Genomic DNA, 23697 nt, shown 5'->3' with positions numbered 1-23697 from the left:
TGAGTGTATCACTTTAAATAGGTGGTGCACTTTTATATTTGTTAAAATACAGAAAATTCCTTCTTTTGAGTGTGGATAAGTTGTACAATTAAATCAATCATGGAATAAAGGAGTGGGAATCAATGAAAGCTATTCATAAGGATTGGATATTGTTTAACGGAAGTATTGTAAATACGAAGGAAGAACAGCCGATGATTCCATTAGAGGAGAGAGGCTTTCAATTTGGTGATGGTATATACGAGGTATTTAGACTATATGATGGGAAACCACATTTATTAGATTTACATTTAGAACGATTCTTTAATTCTATGGAAGAAATAAAACTAATTCCACCGTTTACTAAGGAAGAGTTAGTGGAAGAGTTACATGAAATGATTGAAAAAAATCAATTTCAAGAAGACGGGAATGTATATTTGCAAATATCAAGAGGTGCGCAAGCGCGTAATCATGTATATGAGTCAAATATGCAACCAACATATTTTGCAAATATTGTTTCGTTTCCAAGACCAATTGCTGCTATGGAACAAGGAATCAAAGTTACTGTTGAAGAGGATATACGCTGGAAGTTCTGTCATATAAAATCTTTAAACCTGCTACCTAATATTATGATTAAAAATAAAATAAACGAACAAGGTTATCAAGAAGCGATATTAGTACGAGATGGAATTGTAACTGAGGGGTGTCATTCAAATTTCTTTATGGTGAAAAATAATAAATTGACTACACATCCGGCTGACAATTTCATTCTACACGGCATTACACGTCACTACGTTATTACATTAGCGAATGAATTACATATTGATGTAGAAGAACGAGAATTTTCACTACAAGAAGTATATGAGGCTGATGAGTGCTTCTTTACAGCGACACCACTTGAAATATTCCCAGTCGTTCAAATTGGTGACGAGCAATTTGGAAATGGCGAAAGAGGACCGATTACAAAGAAACTTCAAGTTGCATATGAAGAAAGTATTAGTTTGTTTAAAGTTACGAACTAATATTGAAGAAAAAAGCTGGTATTCCTCCAGCTTTTTTTCATGATATAATTCAAGCATAGGACAAGATTTGAAAACGCTGTAAAAAGGGGATTTAATGTATGAATTATGAAGATTTTAAAGAAGTAATTCACGGTAGACGAAGTGTTAGAAAGTTCACAGAACAAGAAGTATCCACTAGTGATATAAAAGAAATTATTGATTGTGCTCGTTATGCACCGAGTGATACGAACTCACAAACATGGGAGTTCTTAGTCATTATGAATCGAGAGAAAATTAAAGAAATTGAACAAATGACATGGGATGCATTACATAAATTTGCGGCAAAAGCGGCAGAAAATGGAGAAGAGAAAGCAGGGAAATTACTTACACGTTCTTTCGGACCATATGCAACAGCTTTCTCGGAGGCGCCAGTATTAATCGTATGTTTGGCAACACCATATGAATCAAAGTTTCGCGAAAAGATATTTGATCCAATTGCTTTTGTTCCAGATTCAGTTTGGGAAGAGGAAGGGATTAAGAGTAGCTGTTTAGCGGCACAAAACTTAATGTTGGCTGCACATGCGAAGGGGCTTGGTACTTGTCCGATGACAGGACCGGTATTGCTAGCTCAAGATGAACTACGACAATATTTACAAATTGAGCCTGAAAAACAAATAAATATGGTTATTTCACTCGGTTTTCCGAAAGATAAGCCCAAGAAACTTCCAAGAAAAGAAGTAGATGAGATTACAACATTTGTTTTTTAAAGCCCAAAATAAAAAGACATTGAATGAACAATGTCTTTTTATTTTGGACAGGTATGTAATTCATCTGTTGGGCTAAAATGATAGATAAGAGGGAATTACTATTTATTTCATAAAAAAAATTAATGTTCTATTAAGGAAAGTATGATACATTAATCGTGAGCAAGATTCTATTTGTTCATGAAAGTGTTAATAGTTGTCTTAAAATTTAAAAGTTATTTTTGTATAATAAATTATAATGAAATGACAGGGGGGATGAATTTTGAAAAAATTCATAATCACTGGATTGTCTGTATTGTTATTAGTTGGTTGCGGTGCTCCGCAGGAAAAAGAGGGTACACAACCAAAGCAGGAAGAAAAAGTTGTAAACGCAAGTAATGAGAATATAGTTGTATTTCCAGAAGGAGCAGTGCCAGTCGGAGAAGGAAAAGTAAAAGTCATTACACCAGATGGCACTTCTGAGAATGGTAATATACCGGCTGTATTCATCAAAAAAGATACTTTAATTCAGCAAGTTGAATTAGAGCTTTCTAATTTTCAGAACGATAAAGAAACATTTATATTTGTAGACCAAGTGTATGCAGATAAACATCAAGTCACTAGTACAACACAGACAACAGTACAATTAAAAGAAAAGACACTTGAGACAGGTAGTCATACGATTACTGCAGTTCAGTATGAAAATAATGACCCGAAAGGAAAGGTTATTAGTTTTAATCAAGCAACATTTGAAACAAAACCTGCGTCTTAAGAAGAATAAAAAGTACACTACTCAAAAAGTAGTGTGCTTTTTTGTTTAGACTAGAGGATGTAACAGTGAATAACTTGTTTCGTTTTCTAATACGATTAAGTAGGAAGAAATCATTTGTTTCTACTATGACAGAGAAAGAGGTTGAAGATTTGAATTGGTGTGTTCGTTTCTACATAATTAGTATAATACTGTAAAAAATTTGGTTTACGATCCAAGAAGTCATTCAAATTACGCTTAATTAATTCATGAATTGTTAATAGGAGCTATTTGTTTTACCATTGTATATCTATTATATGATAAACTCGGATTAAGGTAAGTTTTACAAGAAAAATGTAGGTATTTTATTTGAAATGTCGAATAGTACATACGATGTCGTAATAACAAATTTTCTATTGTTTACTGTGAAACAGAAAAAGGGGAGATAGAAGTTATGAAACGAGCTCTTATTAATATTGATTATACATATGATTTTGTAGATGAAAAAGGTGCTTTAACATGCGGGAAACCAGGACAAGAAATTGAGAAGGAAATTGTAGATATAACGAAGCAATATATTAAGAATGGAGATTACGTTGTCTTTGCGATCGATAAACATGAAGAAAACGATGTATATCATCCAGAATCAAAGTTATTCCCGCCTCATAACTTAGCTGGTACAAATGGAAGAGATTTGTTTGGTGAATTACAAGATGTGTACGAAACATATAAGAATGCTGAGAATGTATATTATATGGATAAAACACGATATAGTGCATTTGCAGGAACAGACTTAGAGATGAAGTTAAGAGAAAGAAGAATAGAAGAAGTTCATCTTGTAGGTGTTTGTACTGATATTTGTGTTCTTCACACAGCAGTAGACGCTTATAATAAAGGATTTAAAATTGTAGTTTATGAAAAGGCAGTTGCCTCTTTTAATGAGCAAGGACATGAATTTGCACTGGGACATTTTAAGTCATGCTTACATGCAGAAGTGAAGTGAAAAAAGAGACCTTTAAAAAGGTCTCTTTTTACGTTTAAATTGTGACGACGTTTTGCTCGATTAGTTTTTTTAGGAACGGACTAATTTTTTCTGGTAACCCATTTAAATTAAAAAATTGTACATGTAATGATTCAAATCCATCGGCTTTTAATGTACCGCCTGTAATGTTTTTACAAAGATATGCGATCGTTATGGGGTAAAATTCATCCCCGTTCGGTAATTTCACAAAAAATTCTTTTCCAGAAAATACGTTTATTAATTGTAAAGTTCCTATTTCAATCCCTGTTTCTTCAAGTACTTCTCGTCTTCCAGCTTCTTCTGTTGATTCGCCAAGTTCAACGAAACCACCAGGAACACCCCAAATCCCATTTCGTCTTTGTTGTAGTAATATTTGTCCTTGTTCATTGAAAACAGCTACAGCGACTCCTGCTAAATTGAGTGGTCTTGATCCAATTACTTCTCTTAGCTCTTCGATATAGCCCATTATTTGTAACCTCCGCGAGTCAAAATATTTTCAAATGAACTATTCGGTGTTGGGTTAATATTTCCCTTTTTGTTTAGGTGAGTATTGCGGTCTTAAAATAAATTTATTTAATAAATTTTCAATTGTCAGCTCCCTTTAAATAATGAAAAAGGGTATATTTATAGAAGAAAGTGTAACAAGTTTTAAGGAAATCAAAAAATAATACAATAAATCAGTTTTGCATGAAATTTTCATTAGTTAAGGAAGTGGTTAGATGAGTTTATTAACGTATACTGAAGAATTTTTTAATTATGTACGGGAGTTTTTGCTTTTAAGATTTTTACTATTTGCTTTAGTTCTGATCATTATTTCTTTTGTAATAAACCGCATTATTGATTGGTTTTTTAGGAAATCAAGCTTTTTTGATGAAGAGGTAGAGCAAACGATTCAAAGTGTGATTCGATCTATTTTTAGATATATCATTATCATCAGTCTAATCATATATTTAATTAGCCAGTTTGTAGATATAAAAAGTATCATTGCAGGTGCAGGGATAGCGGGGGTTGTTATCGGTTTTGCTGCACAACAAATGCTAAAAGATGTTATATTGGGATTTGCGCGATTAGCGGACAAAGAGTTTCGTGTTGGCGATTTTGTTACTTTTAACGGAACAAACTCAGGAACGATTGAGGAAATTAGTATTCGCTTTATGCAAATTCGTGAATGGTCAGGAAAACTTCTTACGATACCACATGGAGAGATTAGAACGATACAAAATTTTAATAAAGGATGGATGCGCGTAATTGAACGGATTACGGTAAGTTATCAAGAAGATCCTACAAGAGTTAAGGAATTGTTAGAAGAAGTTTGTGTGAATTGTAATGAAGAATTGGCTCAGTGTCTTTATAAAGTAGATGATGAAGCTGTTGAACCGTTTAAATATGTTGGTGTTACAGACTTAAACCCGAATCTAAAATATGTTGGATACGAATTTTGTATTACAGGTTTGATAAAGCCAGAAGATTATTTTGAAACTTCTAGACAAGTAAGGTTTGAATTAATGTCTATGTTCCATAAGAATCAAGTGCAAATGCCAGCAGCAAATATGGTCGTTACTACTGAAAGTTTACAGCATATCCATAGTGGACAATCTTTATCGGATAGCTAAAGTAGAACCGTTGGTTAACGAAAATTCTGCTTTCAACATAATAATAAAATGATTGATAGAAAAAAAGAGCTGAAGGAATTCAGTTCTTTTTAATTTGTAGAATTTAGAAATTTCTTAATGTTATAATGATAGTTGGTGATGAAAATGAACTTTGAAGAAAAAGAGATGCATCGTTTAGAAGCATTAAAAGCAATTGCTGAATTATTAAATGAAGCAACAGACTTACAAGACATGTTAGAAAAAGTGTTACATACATTGTTACAAGTTATGAATTTACAAACAGGGTGGATCTTTTTTATAGATGAAAGCGGAAAGCACCGTATGCTTGTAGACGAAAACTTACCACCAGCTCTTACGTGGCAAGAGAAGAAGCCGATGTGTGAAGGAGACTGCTGGTGTGTAGAGCGTTTTGTGAATGGGAGATTGGAAAAAGCGACGAATATTATTGAATGTAAGCGAATAGAGGATGCGATTGAATGTAATTGGGGGGAGACTGAAGATGTTACGCATCATGCGACAATTCCCCTTAGGTCTGGATCGGAGAAGTTTGGTCTCTTAAATGTGGCCTCGCCTCAAAAAACATATTTTTCGGAGGAAGAATTAGCATTATTAGAATCAATTGCATTTCAAATAGGAACGACAATCCAACGTATTCAGTTAGTGGAAAAAGAACGTAAATACGTAGTTGTAGCAGAACGAAATCGATTAGCTCGTGATTTACATGATTCAGTAAAACAATTGTTATTTTCTATTATGTTAACAGCAAAAGGTACTCTAAATATGACGAAAGATAAAGATTTGCAAGAAATGTTAAGTTATATTGGAGAATTATCACAGGAAGCATTACAAGAGATGACACTTTTGATTTGGCAATTAAGGCCGGAAGGATTAGAGAAAGGTTTAGCAGAAGCAATTAAAAATTACGGAAAGTTGTTAGGGATTCACGTGGAAGTTCGAATTGATGGAATGGTTTCAATTGGAGATGAAATAGAAGAAGTATTATGGCGTATTAGTCAAGAAGCAATACATAATTGTAAAAAACATGCTTCATGTGAAAAGGTAAATGTTCTTTTAAAAATAGAAAATAACCAATTGTATTTTTACATAGAGGATAACGGTATAGGATTTATACAAGAGCAAGTAAGAGAGTCCGCGCTTGGCTTAAAAAATATGAAGGAACGTATTCAGTTAATGGGTGGATCGTTTCAAATAAAAACAAAGCCGAAAAAGGGGACCAAAATAGAAATTCAATTGCCGGTTTGAAGGGGAGAAGAAGGGTGAAGGTTAAATTACTACTAGTTGAGGATCATCATATCGTTCGAAGAGGACTTGTATTCTTTTTGAAAACGAGAGAAGAATTTGAAATTGTTGGGGAAGCAGAAAATGGTGAAGAGGCATTAACGTTCGTCCGAACGGAAAGGCCAGATGTAGTATTAATGGATCTATCAATGCCGAAGATGGATGGTATTGAAGCAACAAAACGGATAAAACAATATGATGAAACAATAAAGATACTAATATTAAGCAGTTTTTCAGAGCAAGATTATGTTTTACCAGCACTGGAAGCTGGTGCAGATGGTTATCAATTAAAAGAAGTACAACCTGAGCAACTTGTAGCGTCTATCATTGCAGTACATCAAGGAAATGCGAATTTTCATCCGAAAGTAACACCAGCACTATTAGGACGGTCAGCAGTCAAGAAAGAAAAAGAAAACCCTTTTTCCATGTTAACGAAAAGAGAGCAAGAAGTACTTCGAGAAATTGCGAAAGGGCGAAGTAATAAGGAAATTGCAGCAGAGCTTCATATTACAGAACAAACTGTAAAAACACATGTTTCAAATGTTTTAGCTAAATTGGAAGTAGATGATCGTACGCAAGCTGCATTATATGCGGTGAAACATGGGGGGAAATAATAAGTATGAATAATTATGTACCATGTTACGACAAAATACATAGGAGTATTTAAAATGTATCCAGCTATTTGCGGGCTTATAATTAGTGGGAGATGTACAATACTTTCACTGATTAAAGTTTCAATTTATAGTAGTGCCAAATAAAGGTTTTTCTTCTTTCGATAATTAGGTACAATAAAACTACGATGGAAGGGGAAGATATGTTATGCCAGGTACAAGAAGTGGGATTGGAAAGATTCAAGCTTCGTTAAACGGTTTATCACCGAAATTGCGAAGTATTGCTGAACATATATTGAAACATCCACAAGATGTTGTACATAAATCGATTACAGAATTAGCTGAAGTTACGAATAGTTCTGAAGCTACGATATTCCGCTTATGTAAGCACCTTGGTTTTCAAGGGTTTCAAGATTTAAAGATTACATTAGCTCGTGAAATTGTACATACTCCTATGCAAAATATTCATGAAGAAGTATCTGCAGAAGATAGTATGGTAACTGTTGCTAAAAAAGTTTTTCATTCGCATATTACAGGACTGCAAGATACATTACATTTGTTAAATGATACAGCACTAGAGCAAGCTGTAAAAGCCTTGCAAGATGCAAGCCGTATTGAGTTTTATGGAAATGGTGGGTCTGGTATTATTGCGATGGATGCATATCATAAATTTATGAGAACGGGTATTTCTTGTATCGCTCATACAGATTCACATTTTCAAATTATGGGTGCGGGTTTACTTACGAAAGAAGCAGTGGTTATTGCAATTTCTCATTCTGGTAGCAATAAAGGATTACTGGAAGCGTTAGAAGTAGCAAAAGCAAGGGGAGTTCGCATTATTGCGATTACGAGCTATCAAAAATCAGCACTAAGTCAACTTGCTGATATTACATTATATACTTCAACACGTGAGACGGAATTCCGCACAGAAGCAAGTTCATCAAGATTAGCACAGTTAAGTTTGTTAGATACTTTGTATGTAGGATTGTCGTTGCAACGACAGGAGGAAACATTAAAAAATTTACAAAGTATACGTGAAACGATTTCGATGAAGCGAATATAAGAAAAGTTCTTCAAATGAAGGGCTTTTTTTATTGGTCAATAGTCTAATGATATATACTTTACATGGATGGAATTTCAGTTTTCCCTTCAAATATAGTAAGAGAATATTTGGTTAATAATTCAAATATTGTTCAATATTTAACAATAGACTTTTAAAATTACATGTTATGATGAACATGTAATGATGATTGAACACTTAAATTCGGTGCAATAATTGGCCGAAACAGTGCAGGTAGAAGTTGTGAGATGAACTCATTAAAATTCTAAAACACTAAAGGGGAGATCACATATGAAAGCAGTAGTAGTAAATAAAAATAGTAAAGCAAACATTGAAGTTATTGAAAAGGAATTACGTCCGTTACACTCAGGAGAAGCGATAGTAGATGTAGAGTATTGTGGGGTCTGTCATACTGATTTACACGTTGCAAATCATGATTTTGGGAACACAGATGGCCGTATTCTTGGTCATGAGGGTGTAGGTATTGTGACGAAAATTGCTGATGATGTTACTTCACTAAAGATAGGTGACCGTGTAAGTATTGCATGGATGTTTCAATCTTGTGGACGTTGTGAATATTGCGTAACTGGTAGAGAAACATTTTGCCGTGAAGTTAAGAATGCTGGTTATTCAGTAGATGGTGGTATGGCTGAACAATGTATTGTTACAGCTGACTATGCGGTGAAAGTACCCGAAGGATTAGATCCTGCTCAAGCATCATCAATCACATGTGCGGGCGTAACTACATATAAAGCAATAAAAGTATCAGATATTAAACCTGGTCAACCTATCGTCATATATGGTTGTGGTGGATTAGGTAACTTAGCTATCCAATATGCTAAAAACGTATTTGGTGCAAAGGTAATTGCAGTAGATATTAATGACGACAAATTAGCCTTAGCAAAAGAGGTTGGTGCTGATATGACTATCAATCCAATTTCTCAAGGTCCTGCTGATAAGATTGTTCAAGATGAGTTTGGTGGTGCGTATGCTGCTGTAGTAACAGCTGTTTCTAAAGTAGCATTCAACTCAGCAGTTGATGCAGTACGTGCTTGTGGTAAAGTCGTTGCAGTAGGTTTACCAGTAGAAACTATGGACTTAAACATACCGCGACTTGTACTAGACGGAATTGAAGTGGTTGGTTCTCTAGTCGGTACTCGTAAGGATCTAGAAGAGGCATTTATGTTCGGTGCAGAAGGGAAAGTAGTGCCGGTTGTTCAAACTTGTTCTTTAGATAAAGTACAAAATGTATTCGAAGAAATGGAACAAGGTAGAATTCAAGGACGTATGGTAATTGATTTTAAACAGCATAATTGTGATTGCAAATAATTCATTTTAAATATAAAAAGTATGAGTCTAACAAAGTACATGTAAAAAAGTTAGACCCCATAAAAAAGATGATCCCTGTATTCAATAGGGATCATCTTTTTTATATGCTACAAATATCAATGCCAATTCATACTTAATTAATGAGACATGATTAAAGGTTCATTTTATTTGCAAACGAAAAAGAATCTTTATGTTTAACAAATTTCTTTTGATCTGGAACGGATTGAATTGCTACAGTTTGCAAATCTCTTGCTTTCAGTGCATCTTGAATCCCGATTGTCATAAGCTTAATAAATAGAATCGTAATAAAGAATGAAACGAGAGTATAAAAAATAATCCACCATGAAAGATTCATTTCATAACGATTTAATCCAATAAGGCCTGCCCAATCATTCGATAGAGAAACAGGTTTGAGTACTCCGTCATAGAGTTCACGCATTTGTATCCCACCAATTACAATATCAAGCAACGCTAAATGGATAACGAGTATGAGAGTTTGGACGATATGTTCCATAAATAACACAAATAAGCGGTCAAGTAATAAGACTCGTAAGTGTTTTTTGATAATATGAAAACGGCTAGCACCCAGTAATTGTGAACTTAAAATATAATCTTGTTTCATAAATTCATCAACCTCTGAGGATATATATAAAGAAAGTGTAGGCAGAGCGACGAAAATAAGTACGAGTACTTGATAAAACGCAAATGAAATATTTGGATCTAATCTATCAGCATTTGATATGATTACAATATTAACGGGCGTGATGAGTATAAATGCGATAAATAAAGTAGGAATATAGTAAAAAACTTCTGAGCATGCCTGGAAAAATCTCTTGAATTTTGGAGCATATAAACTTAAGAGGATTCCTATACATGTTCCGAATAAAATTCGAAAGAAGCTAATTGCCACAGCTAATAAGATAGTGAATTTTGCTCCTTCTATAATTTGTAAGAAAACAGACTCTCCAAAACGATCAGATCCAAAAGGCGGTATTAACGATGGTGGAAAGGGGGCCTTTCCAAGTAATTCGTTATTGTCATTGTAAAGTAACTGAGGAGGTTTTGGGATGTTATCTTTAAAGAACCAACTATAAATAAAACTAGCTGAAACAAGTATGAATAAATAAGTAAAGCCGATTAAAAAGCGTTTTGATTTCCAAATAGATTTCATAAAGCTGCTCCTTTCAATTGTTTTTGCCATCTATTCATCATGAGAGAGATCATTTGAAAAATAGCATAAAACGGTAAAATAATCATGACAAGTATGATAAATGCAGCGGGAGGTGAAATAAACGCCTTCTTAAATAAAAATTGAATAATACCTTGCATATTAAAAACAAATTCTAAAATGAATAAGTTAGAAAGTAAGAAAACAAAAATCGTTTTTAAATGGTGGAAGAAGTGGATAGATATATTTTTGAATAAATGAATGCATAGTATATAACTTGATGAAAGGCCTTTTCCATATGCAACCTCTACGTAATGTTTTCCATGTTCTTCCTTTATGTATAACACCATCATCCGAAACATTTGTAATGTAGGTAAGACGGCTAAAGATAAAATAGGGAGTAAATAAGCGCGATTTTCATTAAAAGAAATAATGGTGAAAGGAGCTTCCCCGAATTTCTTAAGTACCCATATGAAAAATATTTGCAAACAAATCATCATCATCATATCAGGGACAGCTTCTAATATGAACACAATTCGGTTTATCCATTTTTTTATATAATCTTTTGCTAAAAAATAAAAAAATGCCATGCTAGATGATAAAAAGAGCGCAAGCAAAAAGGCTAAAAATAATACAGTAAATGAATATAGATAAGGTTCTAAAACAGTTGGAAATAATGGTGTTGTTTTTAAGTGACCAAACTTTGGGTCTGATCCTATAACCAACAATGATTCAGGTGAGAAAACCTGTTTTAACATAGTAACGATCTGGTTAAAAAAATAAATTGGTTGAAAGGTGAATCCTTGTTGAGTGATAAATAAATAAGGTAAATTTAATAATAGTAAGAGTGATAAAAGAATTGATGAAAGCTTAATTGTGAATTGAGATATTTTATGTAACATTAAATCCCTCCGACATCTTTTTACAACATTATACAATAAAGTCTAAAATTTTGTTTTATTTTTCTGAAAAATATAAATACTATTAGATTTTATAGTATGGAACATATATTTACAAGTTAATAAACTGATATTAGGGACCTGTGCTCTATGTCCATCAAGATAAAAGAATGAGTGAACCTAAAACAATAGAAAAAGAGCAAAATGTACAGATTCCCATTGTGGAGGTAGTTATTTTTCTTAGCTTGATAGTGATGTTAAGTGCTCTTTCATGCAAATGAGTAGAACGTATGGAAGGACTAGGTATGTATTGTTAATGGAAGAAAAAGAGTATGTTGCGTAACGAATATAACGCAACTTTACCACACGGAAAAGTTAAATGTAGTATGTAAGTGAAATGGAATGAGGGTATATATTTTTTGTTATGAAAAAAATTTTCTTTTTAAAACTTGATTAAAGAAAAAATATTTTATATACTAATTCATGTAAACGGTTTACTAGATCATATTTTGCTAGAAACGAAGGGAAGATTCGCATGGAAACAAGGGGGAGAGTAATCGGGATTGATATCGGTACCACAAGTACAAAAACGGTTGTGTTCACAGAAAAAGGAAAAGTCGTTGCGTCACATGCAGTTGATTATCCAATTATTCAACCGAATGTCGGATGGGCTGAGCAAGATCCTGATGTAATATGTGCTGCTGTATATAAAACTGTAAGCGTTGCCATGAAAAAGGGTAATGTGTCACCTGAAGATATTTCTTCAATCGGTATTAGTACTGCAATGCACGCATTAATTGCTGTAGATGAAAATGGTGCACCATTAACGCGTTCTATCATTTGGGCAGATAATCGAAGTACGAAACAATCAGAAAAATTATTACAACATATGAATGGGCATGAAATATATAGACGAACGGGTACACCAATTCATCCGATGTCGCCGCTTTCTAAATTATTGTGGATGAAAGAGGAAGAGCCAGAATTATATGCGAGCGCTTATAAATTTATTTCCATTAAAGAGTATGTTATTTATCAATTGTTTTCACGTTACGTAGTGGATTATTCGATAGCATCTGCAACTGGGTTATTTAATTTAGAAACATTAAACTGGGATGAAGATGTTTTAACGATGTTACATATGTCACCAGAACAATTATCAACACCTGTGCCAACTACATATATTTTATCGGGTATGAAGTCGGAATTAGCACAAAATATGGGTATTTGTGAAGATACGCCAGTTGTTATTGGTGCAAGTGATGGTGTTCTTGCAAATGTAGGCGTTGGTGCAATATCGCCTGGCTCAGCTGCAATTACGATTGGAACAAGTGGTGCAGTTCGAACAATTTCATCAAGTGTTAATACGGATGAAAAAGGAAGAACATTTTGTTATGCATTAACAGACGAGCACTGGGTGATCGGCGGACCAACGAATAACGGCGGAATTTTACTGAGATGGTTACGTGATGAATTTGGTAGTCCAGAGCAAGAAGTAGCAAGGAAGCTTGGAATTGATCCGTATGATTTATTAATTAAGTATGCGGAAAGTGTACCGGCTGGAGCGGGTGGATTGCTATTTTTACCGTTTCTATCTGGAGAACGCGCACCTTACTGGAATGCAAATGCTCGTGGTACATTCTTCGGAATAAACCTTCAGCATAAACGAGAACATTTTATACGTGCAGTCATGGAAGGTGTTTGTATGAGTGTATATTCAGTAGCGCTCGCAATCAGAGATTGTACAGGACCACTTACTGAAATACGTGTTTCAGGAGGGTTTGCGAAATCTGCATTTTGGAGACAAATGTTATCCGATATGATGGGTAAAGAATTGCTTGTTCCTGAAAGCCATGAAGCATCTGCGCTTGGGGCAGCGGCAGTTGCTTTATATGCTGTAGGAAAAATTGATTCTCTTGAAGAGGTAAAGGATTGGATTGATATTGTTCATCATCATGTACCGAATAAAGAAAATACGGCTATATATTTAGAAATGTTTTATATGTATGAACGACTTTACAATCGCTTGAAAGAAGAATTTGATTGTATAGCTGCTTTCCAACGTAAACAATAGGGGGATTGGGAGAAATGGTAGTTGGAATCGTACTAGCGGCAGTTGTCATACTACTTTTACTTATTACGGTAGTAAAATGGCATCCATTTGTCGCGTTAATTTTAACAGCAATTGGTGTAGGGTTAGCAATGGGAATGCCATTGATTGGAACTTCACCAAAAGATCCAGGGATTATCGATTCTATTAAATTAGGGCTTGGTAATACGTTGGGGTTTTTAGCGATAGTTTTAGCATTAGGAACGATGCTTGGAAAAATGATGGCCGAATCTGGCGGTGCTGAACGAATTGCTAACACATTAATTGGTCGTTTTGGGAAGAAACGTGTTCACTGGGCAATGATGTTCGTTGCATTTTTAGTAGGAATTCCGGTGTTTTTCCAAGTTGGATTTGTACTACTAATTCCATTAGTATTTACAATTGCGTTAGAAACTGGGGTATCACTTATTACAATCGGTATTCCGCTAGTAGCAGGACTATCCGTTGTACACGGACTCGTGCCACCGCATCCAGCAGCGATGGCAGCGGTAGGTATTTTTAAAGCAGATGTAGGGAAGACAATTTTATACGCATTAATTGTCGGACTTCCAACTGCAATCATTTCAGGTCCGCTTTATGGGAAATGGATCGGTGCTCGTATACATAAAGAAGTACCGTTAGATATAGCAGAACAATTTATTGAAAGAGATAAGAAGAAGGAACTGCCTAGTTTCGGAAATACATTGTTTACTATTTTACTTCCAGTATTTCTTATGCTAGGTGCATCGATTGCGGAAGTAGCGTTAAGCAAAACGAGTCAACTTGCACAAGTATTGCACTTTATTGGAGATCCAATAGTCGCATTATTAATTGCAACGATATATTCTTTCTTTAGTCTTGGTTATGCAAAAGGTTTTTCAAAAGATAAAGTATTACAATTTACAAATGATTGCTTAGGACCTATTGCGAACATACTGTTAGTTATTGGTGCAGGCGGCGCATTCAATAAAGTATTGTTAGATTCTGGAATTGGAACGACAATCGCAGAAATGGCGAAAGAATCTCATATTTCACCGATATTATTAGGTTGGGGAATTGCGGCACTTATCCGAGTCGCGACTGGATCTGCTACAGTTTCTATGATGACAGCAGCTGGTATTGTAGCACCAATTGCAGCAAGTACACCAGGTGTAAACGTTGAACTATTAGCACTTGCAACAGGTGCAGGGTCATTAATTTTATCACATGTAAACGATTCTGGATTTTGGATGATTAAAGAATATTTCGGAATGACTGTGAAAGAAACATTATTAACATGGACTGCAATGGAGACAATATTATCTGTTGTAGCACTTGGACTAATTTCGTTATTAAATATATTTGTATAGAATGGGAGATTGATTAATATGAAACTAGGTTTAATTGGATTAGGAAAAATGGGATTCCCGTTAGCAGAACATTTACATGAGGACAAGCATGAAGTAGTTGTATATGACGTAAATAAAGAACTTGTTGAAAAAGCAGGGGCTTTAGGGATTACTGCTCGTCACACATTAAAAGAAATGATTGCTGCACTAGAAGCTCCTCGTACAATTTGGGTAATGGTACCTGCGGGAGAAGTTGTTGAGTCAGTATTAAAAGATGTATATCCATTATTAGAGGAAGGCGATATCGTTATTGAAGGCGGAAATTCATTCTATAAAGATACGTTACGTCGTGCTGAAGAAGCGAAAAGCTTTGGTTTACATTACGTAGATATCGGTACATCAGGCGGTGTAGAAGGAGCTAGATACGGTGCTTGCTTAATGGTTGGTGGAGAAAAAGAAATTTATGATCAATTAGAACCTTTATTTAAAGATTTAGCAGTAGAGAATGGATATTCTTATGCAGGCCGCGTCGGAAGTGGTCATTTCTTAAAAATGGTTCATAACGGTATTGAATACGGTATGATGCAAGCAATCGCTGAAGGTTTTGAAGTGTTAGATAAAAGTGATTTTGACTTCAATTATGAAGATGTTGCAAAAGTATGGGCAAACGGATCGGTTATCCGCGGTTGGTTAATGGACTTAACTGAAAAGGCATTTGCAGATGATCCAAAACTAGATGGCATTAAAGGGGTAATGAACTCTTCAGGAGAAGGGAAATGGACTGTTGAAACGGCACTTGAACTTCAAGCGGCGGCACCAGTAATCGCGATGTCATTATTTATGCGTTACCGTTCTCAAGAAGATGATACATTCCACGGAAAAGTAGTTTCAGCTCTTCGTAATCAGTTCGGTGGACATGAAGTTGTGAAAAAATAGGAAATGATTTTTGAAAAGAAACTTGTGTATAAACGCAAGTTTCTTTTTTTTTTATAGTGTAAAAATAGCAATCAATCATTTTTTATTTGTGCTGATTGTATCAAATATAAAGGGAGGCATGAAAGATGTCCCAACATAAAAATAAGAATAAATAAAATGAAGTTTTCATAAATAGTAAAAGGATGATTATGTCATCAATGTAGCTAAGAAAAGATGTTACATATGAAAAGAGCGTGTTAATAAAATATGAGGTGGTTAAATGGGAAATGAGCAAGTGAAGAATGTAGGGAAAGAAAAAAAGTTATGTCTTTGTATGATTGTTAAAAACGAGTCTAGAATTATGGAAAGGTGTTTAAATGCTACAAAATCAATTGTAGATTTTGTTTCTATTTGTGATACTGGATCAACTGATAATACACCTGAAATTATTGAAAATTGGTGTAAAGAAAATGAAATCCCTGGAACAGTTCATCATGAACCATTTCAAAACTTTGGTTATAACAGAAGTTTAGCTGTTTCATTGGCACAAAAAACATATCCAGAAGCAGATTATTTATTAATATTAGATGCGGATATGATATTAGAAGTTGATCCTGATTTTGATAAGAGTAGTTTAACGGAAGACCATTATCTTACATTGCAATATGATATTCATATTAAGTATTGGCTTACACGCCTTTTAAAAGCTTCTTTACCATGGAAATCAGTAGGTGTTACTCATGAGTATTGGGATATAGATCGTTCCAAAGTTGATGCGAACTACATTGCAAGAGTAGCAAGGCTAGAGACGCTTGTCGTTAACGATCCTGGGGATGGTGGTAGTAAAGCTGATAAGTTTGAGAGAGATGAGAGGCTGTTGTTACAAGGATTAAATGATCCAGAAACAACGCCAGATTTGCATATAAGATATTTATTTTATTTAGCCCAAACTTATTTTCATTTAAGTCAATTTGAAGATTCTATTAAATGGTATAAAAAACGAGTGGAAGCAGGGGGATGGGTTGAAGAGGTGTTCTATTCGTTATTGCGAATAGGATTTTGTTATGAACAATTAGCAAACCGTTCAGCAAATAAACAATATGAAGTAACAGAAGCGGATGAAAAAGAAAATGCTAAGAAACAAGAAGAGGAATATACAGCATTAGCTGTTCTTTATTTTCAAAAAGCGTGGGAGTATAGACCAACTAGGGCTGAGCCATTATACCAACTTGCAAGAATGTATCGATTAAAATCCGAAAATAATATTGCTTTGATGTATGCCTTGCAGGGGAAGGAAGTTCCTTTTCCAAAAGATGATCTTCTATTTGTAGATTATCATGTGTATGATTACTTATTTGACTATGAGATTTCTATAAGTGCTTTTTATATACCGCATAAAAAACATTTAGGTGCAGTGTCACAAAAATATTTGGAATCGAAAAAAGAAGAGTTACCGTTTCATATAGCAAATATGGTAGAAAGTAATGCGAAATTTTATTAAATACAATTTCGGCTAAAGGAGTAGTGGAGTAATCATGGAATTAATACGATGGGCGCTTGAACTAGGTGAATCTGTGCATGGAAATACGTATGAAGAATTGATGCCACTACTAGATTACTATTATGATCGTGATCATTTAAAAGCGTATTGTATCGCAAATCTTCTTTTAGACATGGACGTAGCAGATGAGCATCGGCAAAAAATTGAATTAAGAAGGTGCATTGCTGCTTATTATGCTGGATTATATAAAGTAGCAAAAAAACATGCAAATGAGCTTTTACTTAAATATCCGGATGTGGATTTATATAAAAATAATTTAAGATTAATGGAAGCATATTTGAATAAAGAATATGATTATTGTCTGTTTATATGCCCAAAGACGTATGGGAGTTTCATAGATGTCGCGCGAGCTTTGAAATGGCGATTAGAGCAGGAGGGAAATACAGCAATCATATCAGAAACAGTACTAGAAAATGTAAAAAATACAATTGTTTTTGGAGCGCATACGTATGCACATAACCCGAATCTACTTCCGAAAAATGCAATTATTTATAACTTAGAACAGCTATATGAAGGAAGCCCTTATGTGCACCCACTTTATTTAATATTATTAAAAGATAAGGAAATTTGGGATTATAGTAAACAAAATATAGAATGGTTAAAACAAAAAGGAGTAGGAAAAGAAATAAAACATGTAGGAATGAACTATGCACCAACTTTAGAAATAAAAAAAGATGCATTTGAAGATGAGATTACTGAAGACATTGATATACTGTTTATAGGTGCTCTTAATCCGAGGCGGCAAGCTATTTTGGATCAATTAAAAGCAGTTGCACCCAATTTAAATATTGTTTTTAAAAATAATGCTTGGGGAATTGCTAGAAATGAGCTAATTGCTAGGTCTAAAATTATTTTAAATATTCATTTTTACTTATCAGGAATTCTTGAAACACCTCGTGTTTCTTATGCAGTGGCAAATAAGAAGTTTATTATTTCGGAAAATAGTAATCCCGAAGACGAGATAGAGTGGCCAGGAATTGTATTTACTTCGTACGAAAAAATAATAGACAATATAATGAAATATGTAGCCTTACCCGAAGAACGTATCAAATTAGCAGAAAAAGCGTATACCCATTTTGAAGCTAAAGGTAGTATAGGCATACTGAGTCCAAAAGGAGAGAAAAAGTAATTGTGAAGAACTCATACTTTCGTATGAGTTCTTTTTTTCGTCTATCATACTATTTTATCAAGCTAGTTCCCTCTTTATATCGTGTTTTGTATAGAAATTTCTGATAATATATAAATGTAACTTGAAAACAAAGGGGAGAAATAATAATGAAACTAGTTGTTATTAACGGTACACCAAGAAAATTCGGTAGAACTCGCGTAGTGGCAAAATATATTGCAGATCAATTTGAAGGGGAATTATATGATTTAGCGATAGAAGAGTTACCATTATATAACGGAGAAGAATCACAACGTGAATTAGAAGCGGTAAAAAAATTAAAGGCGTTAGTGAAAGCTGCTGATGGGGTAGTATTATGTACACCTGAATATCATAATGCAATGAGTGGGGCATTGAAAAATTCGTTAGATTACTTAAGTAGCAGTGAATTTGTTCATAAACCGGTCGCATTACTTGCGGTTGCTGGTGGCGGTAAAGGCGGAATTAACGCATTAAACAGTATGCGCACTGTTGCTAGAGGGGTATATGCAAATGCAATCCCAAAACAAGTTGTGCTTGATGGACTTCATGTACAAGACGGTGAACTGGGAGAAGATGCAAAACCATTAATTCATGATTTAGTTAAAGAATTAAAAGCATATATGAGCGTATATAAAGAGGTGAAAAAACAACTAGGAGTTGAGTGATATGCCATCTCTGTATAGAGATTCACGCTTGTATTTCATTCTGGGAGCCAATAGTCTATCAGCTATTGGTTCCGGAATTGTAATGATAACGATTCCATGGTTGTTAATTAAAGAAAGTGGAGGGGAGACAACGTTTGGCTATGTTTCCATCATCTCAACTCTAATTATGTTTTTATTAACGCCGTTTATCGGGCAAAGTATTGATCGCTTCTCAAGAAAATCTTTATTGTTATGTAACGAAGGAATTGGGATAGCCGTAATTGGAATAATGGTTATATGGGGATTTGCTGGGCAATCCTATCATTCTATTCACTATATTCTTATTTATATAGCAGGATCTTTTTACTATCTGTTATTTTATCCTACAATTTTTGCATTTAACCAAGAAATTTTTCAAGCTGAACATTATAAAAGTTTAAGTGGGACAATGGAAATACAAGGACAGTTAACACAAGTTATTTCAGGAGCAGCAGCGAGCTTCCTAATTGAAATTGTGTCTTTGAAGTGGATTTTGTTAGTAGATATGTTAACTTTTGTAGGAGCATTTTTCCTGTTCTTATGTATACCATACGTAAAGAAAAAGGAAGTAAAAAAGAAAGTAGCATTTAAGAAGCAATTGTTCGAAGGAATTCACTTTATGAAAAAACGTTCTAAGCTCTTTTGGTTCTTACTTGCTACTTATATGCCGTTTATCGGTGTCATGATGGCAAATTATTTAATACCAGTTTATATTTCGGATATACTCAAAGCCAATGCCTCTGTATATGCAATAGAGGGCATGATGTACGGTGTCGGAGCGGTTGTTGCAGGGATCTGTATTCCACTCATAATGAAATATGTGAAAACAGAAGTTTCAATTGTTATGACGATGTTCATTTATGTAATTTCAATTACCGTAATGATTATTGAACCTTCCGTAATGTTGTTATATGGACTTGCGATTTTTCATGCGATTGGAAATGCGGGTACAAGAGTGGCGAGAAATGTATTGATGATGGAGGAAATTCCAAACGAAGTAATGGGACGTGTAGACAGCTTATTTCGATTAATTGGTACAGGAATACGAATTGTATTATTAATGCTGTTTACAGCTGGTGTATCTAAAGCTGGGGTAATGCTTCCTTTTTACGTATTAAGCTGTATATTGATCTTTTCATTAGGAATCGCTATTTATTATGTACTTTCACAACGTAAAGTAGGGACGAACGTTTCTAATAAATCAATCGTTTAAAAAACACTTCTGTCTCCCTTTATTTTTCTATATAATAAAAAGAAAGGGAGTGCAAATTTATTTATGAACAAATGGATCTTGCTTATAATCTTATTATTACCACCACTATACATTCTTTATATGACGTTTCGAATGAAGAAAGTTGCTCGTGAAAAATTGAGTAATCACTCTCCATACGTTCTTATATTAGGCGCAAAGTTATTTGGAGATAGACCGTCGTTATCTCTTCAAAACCGTTTGGATGTAGCGTTGGAATATTTAGTTTCCCATCCTGAAGCGAAAGTAATTGTTTCAGGTGGCCAAGGAGAAGATGAAGATATACCGGAAGCTCATAGTATGAGAAACTATTTAATGGTACATGGTATAGATGAGAGTCGTATTTTAATAGAAGATCGATCTACAAATACGTATGAAAATTTAAAGTTTAGTAAGGATTTATATGATGTGAAACATGCGGTAATTGTAAGTAATACGTATCATTTATATAGAACGAAAATAATTGCAAAGCGTTTAGGAATAAAGATGGAGGCACTAGCTGCTGAAACACCAATGCGCTCTAAGAGAAAAATGTATGTGCGTGAATATGCCGCTATAATGAAAACAATATTGTTAGACCGTTAGAGCTCAAATTTGAGCTCTTTTTTAATTATAAAGCGTATCATTTGAAATGAATGCCGTATTCCATCAAAATAAAGGAAACTATGATAAAGGAGTTGTATTTGTGATTCAGTTTAATCAAGTGTCAAAATCATATGAAGATGGCACAAAAGCAGTGGATTCATTGCATTTAGAAATTAAAAAGGGAGAATTTTTTGTTCTCATTGGTCCGAGTGGTTGCGGGAAAACAACGACAATGAAAATGATTAACCGTTTAATTGAAACGACTGAGGGATCTATTTTAATCGATGGAAAAGATATTCAACAATATAATATAAACGAATTGCGTTGGAATATAGGATACGTATTGCAGCAAATCGCTTTGTTTCCACATATGACAATTGCTGAAAATATTGCAGTTGTTCCTGAAATGAGAAAGTGGAGCAAAGAAAAAATAAAAGCGCGTGTCGATGAGTTGCTACAGATGGTCGGGCTAGCTCCAGACGTATATCGCGATCGTATGCCTGATGAATTATCAGGAGGGCAAAAGCAGCGTATTGGTGTCGTACGGGCATTAGCCGCAAATCCGAAAATCGTTCTTATGGACGAACCATTTAGTGCGTTAGATCCATTAAGTAGAGAGCAGCTTCAGAAGGATATTGTACAATTACAAAAGAAGATTCAAAAAACAATTGTATTCGTAACACACGATATGCAAGAAGCATTATCACTCGGAGATCGCATTTGTATTATGAAAGAAGGAAAAGTTGTTCAATTAGATACACCAGAAGGAATTATACACAATCCGAAAAATGAGTTTGTAGAAGAGTTCATTGGAAATCGTGGACGACCTTGGTATGAGGGGAAAAGTATAGAAGATGTATTGCCACTTGATGAAAGTATGCGGGTAGAAGGGGATGCACTTTCATTACATTCTTCTTTACAAGAAGCATTAGTTCGTGTACGAGCTAACGAAGTCGTTCCAGTTGAAGAAAATGGTCAATATGTTGGAGCTTTAACAAGTCGTCATATTGTCAATTACATTGTTGAACAAATGAAGGAAAGAGGCTAAACAGTGACTGATTTTATACAAACGTTCCAAGAACGAAAAATAGAATTACTAACTGCATTAAGTGAGCATTTACAAATATCGCTTATTTCATTATTTTTTGCAGTAATGATTGCGGTGCCACTTGGCATTTTATTAACGAGAAAAGAACGACTGGCTGAGTTTATAATAGGAACTTCTGCAGTTATGCAGACTGTCCCATCACTTGCATTACTCGGACTTTTAATTCCGTTAGTAGGAATTGGAAAACTTCCGGCCATTATTGCATTAGTTGTGTATGCACTATTACCTATTTTACGAAACACATATACAGGAATAAGGGAGTTAGATGAATCTTTAATCGAAGCAGCGAGAGCTATGGGGATGAATAGCTGGAGAAGACTGTGGAAGGTAGAACTTCCTCTTGCTTTACCAATTATTATGGCCGGTATTCGTACGGCGATGGTATTAATTGTTGGAACAGCTACATTAGCAGCTCTTATAGGTGCTGGTGGGCTCGGAAAACTCATATTACTTGGTATCGATCGAAATGATCATGCGCTTATCATTTTAGGGGCCGTACCAGCCGCGTTACTCGCTTTATTCTTTGATGTAGTACTTCGCATACTTGAACAACCAAAACGCTCTTCTAAGCGTGTTATATTGACGATATGCATCGCTCTTGTAATGGTCGCCGCTCCATTTCTTTGGAATACACAAAAGAAAGATATTGTTATTGCCGGAAAACTTGGATCAGAACCTGAAATTTTAATTCAAATGTATAAGCAGCTTATTGAACAAGATACCGATTTACACGTAGAATTAAAACCAGGTCTTGGAAAAACAGCGTTTGTATTTGAAGCGTTGAAATCAGGAGAAGTAGATATATACCCTGAGTTTTCGGGAACAGCTTTATCTACTTTCGTGAAAGAAGAGCCAAAAAGCACAAATCGGGATGAAGTATATGAGCAGGCTCGCATTGGAATGGAAAAGAAATATAATATGGTTATGTTGAAGCCGATGGAGTATAACAATACATATGCACTAGCTATGCCGAAAAAAATAGCAGATCAAAATAATATAAATACAATTTCTGATTTAGGAAAAATTGCACAGGATGCGAAAGTAGGATTCACATTAGAATTTGCTGATCGTGAAGACGGTTATAAAGGAATGCAAAAATTATATAACTATAAGTTTTTAAATGTGAAAACGATGGAACCGAAACTACGTTATAGTGCAATTCAATCAGGGGATGTTAACGTAATCGATGCATATTCAACTGATAGTGAACTTGAGCAGTATGGGCTTAAAGTACTAAAAGATGATAAAGGACTATTCCCGCCTTATCAAGGAGCACCATTATTAAGAAAAGAGACGTTACAGAAATATCCTGAACTTGAAAAAGTATTAAATACATTATCTGGGAAGATTACAGATGAAGAAATGCGAAAAATGAATTATGAAGTAAATGTGAATGGAAAAAGTAGTGAAGAAGTTGCGAAACAATTTTTACAAAAAGAGAATTTACTTCGTTAATTTTACAAGAAATATACAAATTTATATGTATGAAATGACCGTTCATTACAAAATGAACGGTTTTTTTGTGCATACTTATACATTTTTTCAAAAAAGTATTCCATTTTTC

General features: G+C 34.4%; 22 protein-coding genes and 1 pseudogene. 20 read left to right on the top strand and 3 right to left on the bottom strand.

Annotated features, from left to right (window positions below; genetic code table 11):
- Window positions 1-122: 122 nt before the first annotated feature.
- From dat to ACXY7N_RS01390, 5 genes and pseudogenes are all read left to right on the top strand, one after another.
- Window positions 123-998, top strand: coding sequence for a D-amino-acid transaminase (gene dat / locus ACXY7N_RS01410; protein WP_016088052.1), 876 nt, complete (start codon window positions 123-125; stop codon window positions 996-998).
- A 98-nt stretch (window positions 999-1096) separates the two neighbouring features.
- Complete coding sequence (locus tag ACXY7N_RS01405; protein WP_016088051.1) at window positions 1097-1744, top strand: nitroreductase family protein; 648 nt, start codon at window positions 1097-1099, stop codon at window positions 1742-1744.
- Window positions 1745-2003: 259 nt separating this feature from the next.
- Complete coding sequence (locus ACXY7N_RS01400) at window positions 2004-2492, top strand: hypothetical protein (RefSeq protein WP_016088050.1); 489 nt, start codon at window positions 2004-2006, stop codon at window positions 2490-2492.
- Between the two features lie 125 nt (window positions 2493-2617).
- Window positions 2618-2808, top strand: a pseudogene (locus ACXY7N_RS01395) (hypothetical protein).
- 114 nt (window positions 2809-2922) lie between these two features.
- A complete protein-coding gene (locus ACXY7N_RS01390; protein ID WP_488592237.1) occupies window positions 2923-3471 on the top strand; it encodes a cysteine hydrolase family protein in 549 nt (182 codons plus the stop codon).
- Window positions 3472-3505: 34 nt separating this feature from the next.
- Here ACXY7N_RS01390 and ACXY7N_RS01385 read toward each other — a convergent pair whose 3' ends face one another.
- Window positions 3506-3955: an NUDIX hydrolase gene (locus tag ACXY7N_RS01385; protein ID WP_016088048.1), complete on the bottom strand. Its 450-nt coding sequence runs from the start codon at window positions 3953-3955 to the stop codon at window positions 3506-3508.
- Between the two features lie 253 nt (window positions 3956-4208).
- Between ACXY7N_RS01385 and ACXY7N_RS01380 the strand changes: the two genes are divergently transcribed.
- The 5 genes from ACXY7N_RS01380 (at window position 4209) to adhP (ending at window position 9401) form a co-directional block, all read left to right on the top strand.
- Window positions 4209-5102 carry a mechanosensitive ion channel family protein gene (locus ACXY7N_RS01380; RefSeq protein WP_016088047.1) on the top strand — a complete coding sequence of 298 codons (894 nt, stop codon included), beginning with the start codon at window positions 4209-4211 and terminating at the stop codon, window positions 5100-5102.
- Window positions 5103-5246: 144 nt separating this feature from the next.
- On the top strand, window positions 5247-6365 hold the full coding sequence (locus tag ACXY7N_RS01375; protein WP_016088046.1) for a GAF domain-containing sensor histidine kinase: 1119 nt from the start codon (window positions 5247-5249) through the stop codon (window positions 6363-6365).
- A 14-nt stretch (window positions 6366-6379) separates the two neighbouring features.
- Complete coding sequence (gene casR, locus ACXY7N_RS01370; protein ID WP_016134379.1) at window positions 6380-7015, top strand: two-component system response regulator CasR; 636 nt, start codon at window positions 6380-6382, stop codon at window positions 7013-7015.
- A gap of 205 nt (window positions 7016-7220) precedes the next feature.
- On the top strand, window positions 7221-8075 hold the full coding sequence (locus tag ACXY7N_RS01365) for a MurR/RpiR family transcriptional regulator (protein WP_016088044.1): 855 nt from the start codon (window positions 7221-7223) through the stop codon (window positions 8073-8075).
- Between the two features lie 288 nt (window positions 8076-8363).
- On the top strand, window positions 8364-9401 hold the full coding sequence (adhP, locus tag ACXY7N_RS01360; protein WP_016088043.1) for an alcohol dehydrogenase AdhP: 1038 nt from the start codon (window positions 8364-8366) through the stop codon (window positions 9399-9401).
- Between the two features lie 151 nt (window positions 9402-9552).
- On the opposite strand, the gene ACXY7N_RS01355 is transcribed toward adhP, so the two are convergent.
- Together ACXY7N_RS01355 and ACXY7N_RS01350 are read right to left on the bottom strand one after the other, a co-directional pair.
- A complete protein-coding gene (locus ACXY7N_RS01355; RefSeq protein WP_016088042.1) occupies window positions 9553-10572 on the bottom strand; it encodes an ABC transporter permease in 1020 nt (339 codons plus the stop codon).
- Window positions 10569-11471 carry an ABC transporter permease subunit gene (locus tag ACXY7N_RS01350; RefSeq protein WP_016088041.1) on the bottom strand — a complete coding sequence of 301 codons (903 nt, stop codon included), beginning with the start codon at window positions 11469-11471 and terminating at the stop codon, window positions 10569-10571. Before ACXY7N_RS01350 ends, ACXY7N_RS01355 begins: the two co-directional genes overlap by 4 nt.
- 532 nt (window positions 11472-12003) lie before the next feature.
- Here ACXY7N_RS01350 and gntK point away from each other — a divergent pair.
- The 10 genes from gntK to ACXY7N_RS01300 all read left to right on the top strand — a co-directional run bounded on the left by gntK (window position 12004) and on the right by ACXY7N_RS01300 (window position 23588).
- Complete coding sequence (gntK, locus tag ACXY7N_RS01345; protein WP_016088040.1) at window positions 12004-13542, top strand: gluconokinase; 1539 nt, start codon at window positions 12004-12006, stop codon at window positions 13540-13542.
- A 14-nt stretch (window positions 13543-13556) separates the two neighbouring features.
- On the top strand, window positions 13557-14906 hold the full coding sequence (locus ACXY7N_RS01340) for a GntP family permease (protein ID WP_016088039.1): 1350 nt from the start codon (window positions 13557-13559) through the stop codon (window positions 14904-14906).
- Window positions 14907-14924: 18 nt separating this feature from the next.
- Window positions 14925-15821, top strand: a complete 897-nt coding sequence (gene gnd, locus ACXY7N_RS01335; RefSeq protein ID WP_016088038.1) for a phosphogluconate dehydrogenase (NAD(+)-dependent, decarboxylating) — start codon at window positions 14925-14927, stop codon at window positions 15819-15821.
- A 259-nt stretch (window positions 15822-16080) separates the two neighbouring features.
- Window positions 16081-17301 (top strand): tetratricopeptide repeat-containing glycosyltransferase, encoded by a 1221-nt coding sequence (locus tag ACXY7N_RS01330; protein WP_016088037.1) that lies wholly within the window; start codon window positions 16081-16083, stop codon window positions 17299-17301.
- Window positions 17302-17335: 34 nt separating this feature from the next.
- Window positions 17336-18490, top strand: coding sequence for a CgeB family protein (locus ACXY7N_RS01325; protein WP_016088036.1), 1155 nt, complete (start codon window positions 17336-17338; stop codon window positions 18488-18490).
- Between the two features lie 146 nt (window positions 18491-18636).
- Complete coding sequence (locus tag ACXY7N_RS01320; protein WP_016088035.1) at window positions 18637-19173, top strand: NADPH-dependent FMN reductase; 537 nt, start codon at window positions 18637-18639, stop codon at window positions 19171-19173.
- A gap of 1 nt (window position 19174) precedes the next feature.
- The gene (locus ACXY7N_RS01315) at window positions 19175-20404 is read left to right on the top strand and encodes an MFS transporter (RefSeq protein ID WP_098485697.1); all 1230 of its coding nucleotides are present in this window, start codon (window positions 19175-19177) and stop codon (window positions 20402-20404) included.
- Window positions 20405-20467: 63 nt separating this feature from the next.
- On the top strand, window positions 20468-21025 hold the full coding sequence (locus ACXY7N_RS01310) for a YdcF family protein (protein ID WP_016088033.1): 558 nt from the start codon (window positions 20468-20470) through the stop codon (window positions 21023-21025).
- Window positions 21026-21125: 100 nt separating this feature from the next.
- Window positions 21126-22073 (top strand): ABC transporter ATP-binding protein, encoded by a 948-nt coding sequence (locus ACXY7N_RS01305; protein ID WP_016088032.1) that lies wholly within the window; start codon window positions 21126-21128, stop codon window positions 22071-22073.
- Window positions 22074-22076: 3 nt separating this feature from the next.
- Window positions 22077-23588, top strand: coding sequence for an ABC transporter permease/substrate-binding protein (locus ACXY7N_RS01300; protein WP_098485698.1), 1512 nt, complete (start codon window positions 22077-22079; stop codon window positions 23586-23588).
- Window positions 23589-23697 lie beyond the last annotated feature (109 nt).

Source organism: Bacillus sp. 5w2 (assembly GCF_054353775.1).
Note: the sequence above shows the minus strand (reverse complement) of the source record. Positions and strands in the feature narration are given on the sequence as shown.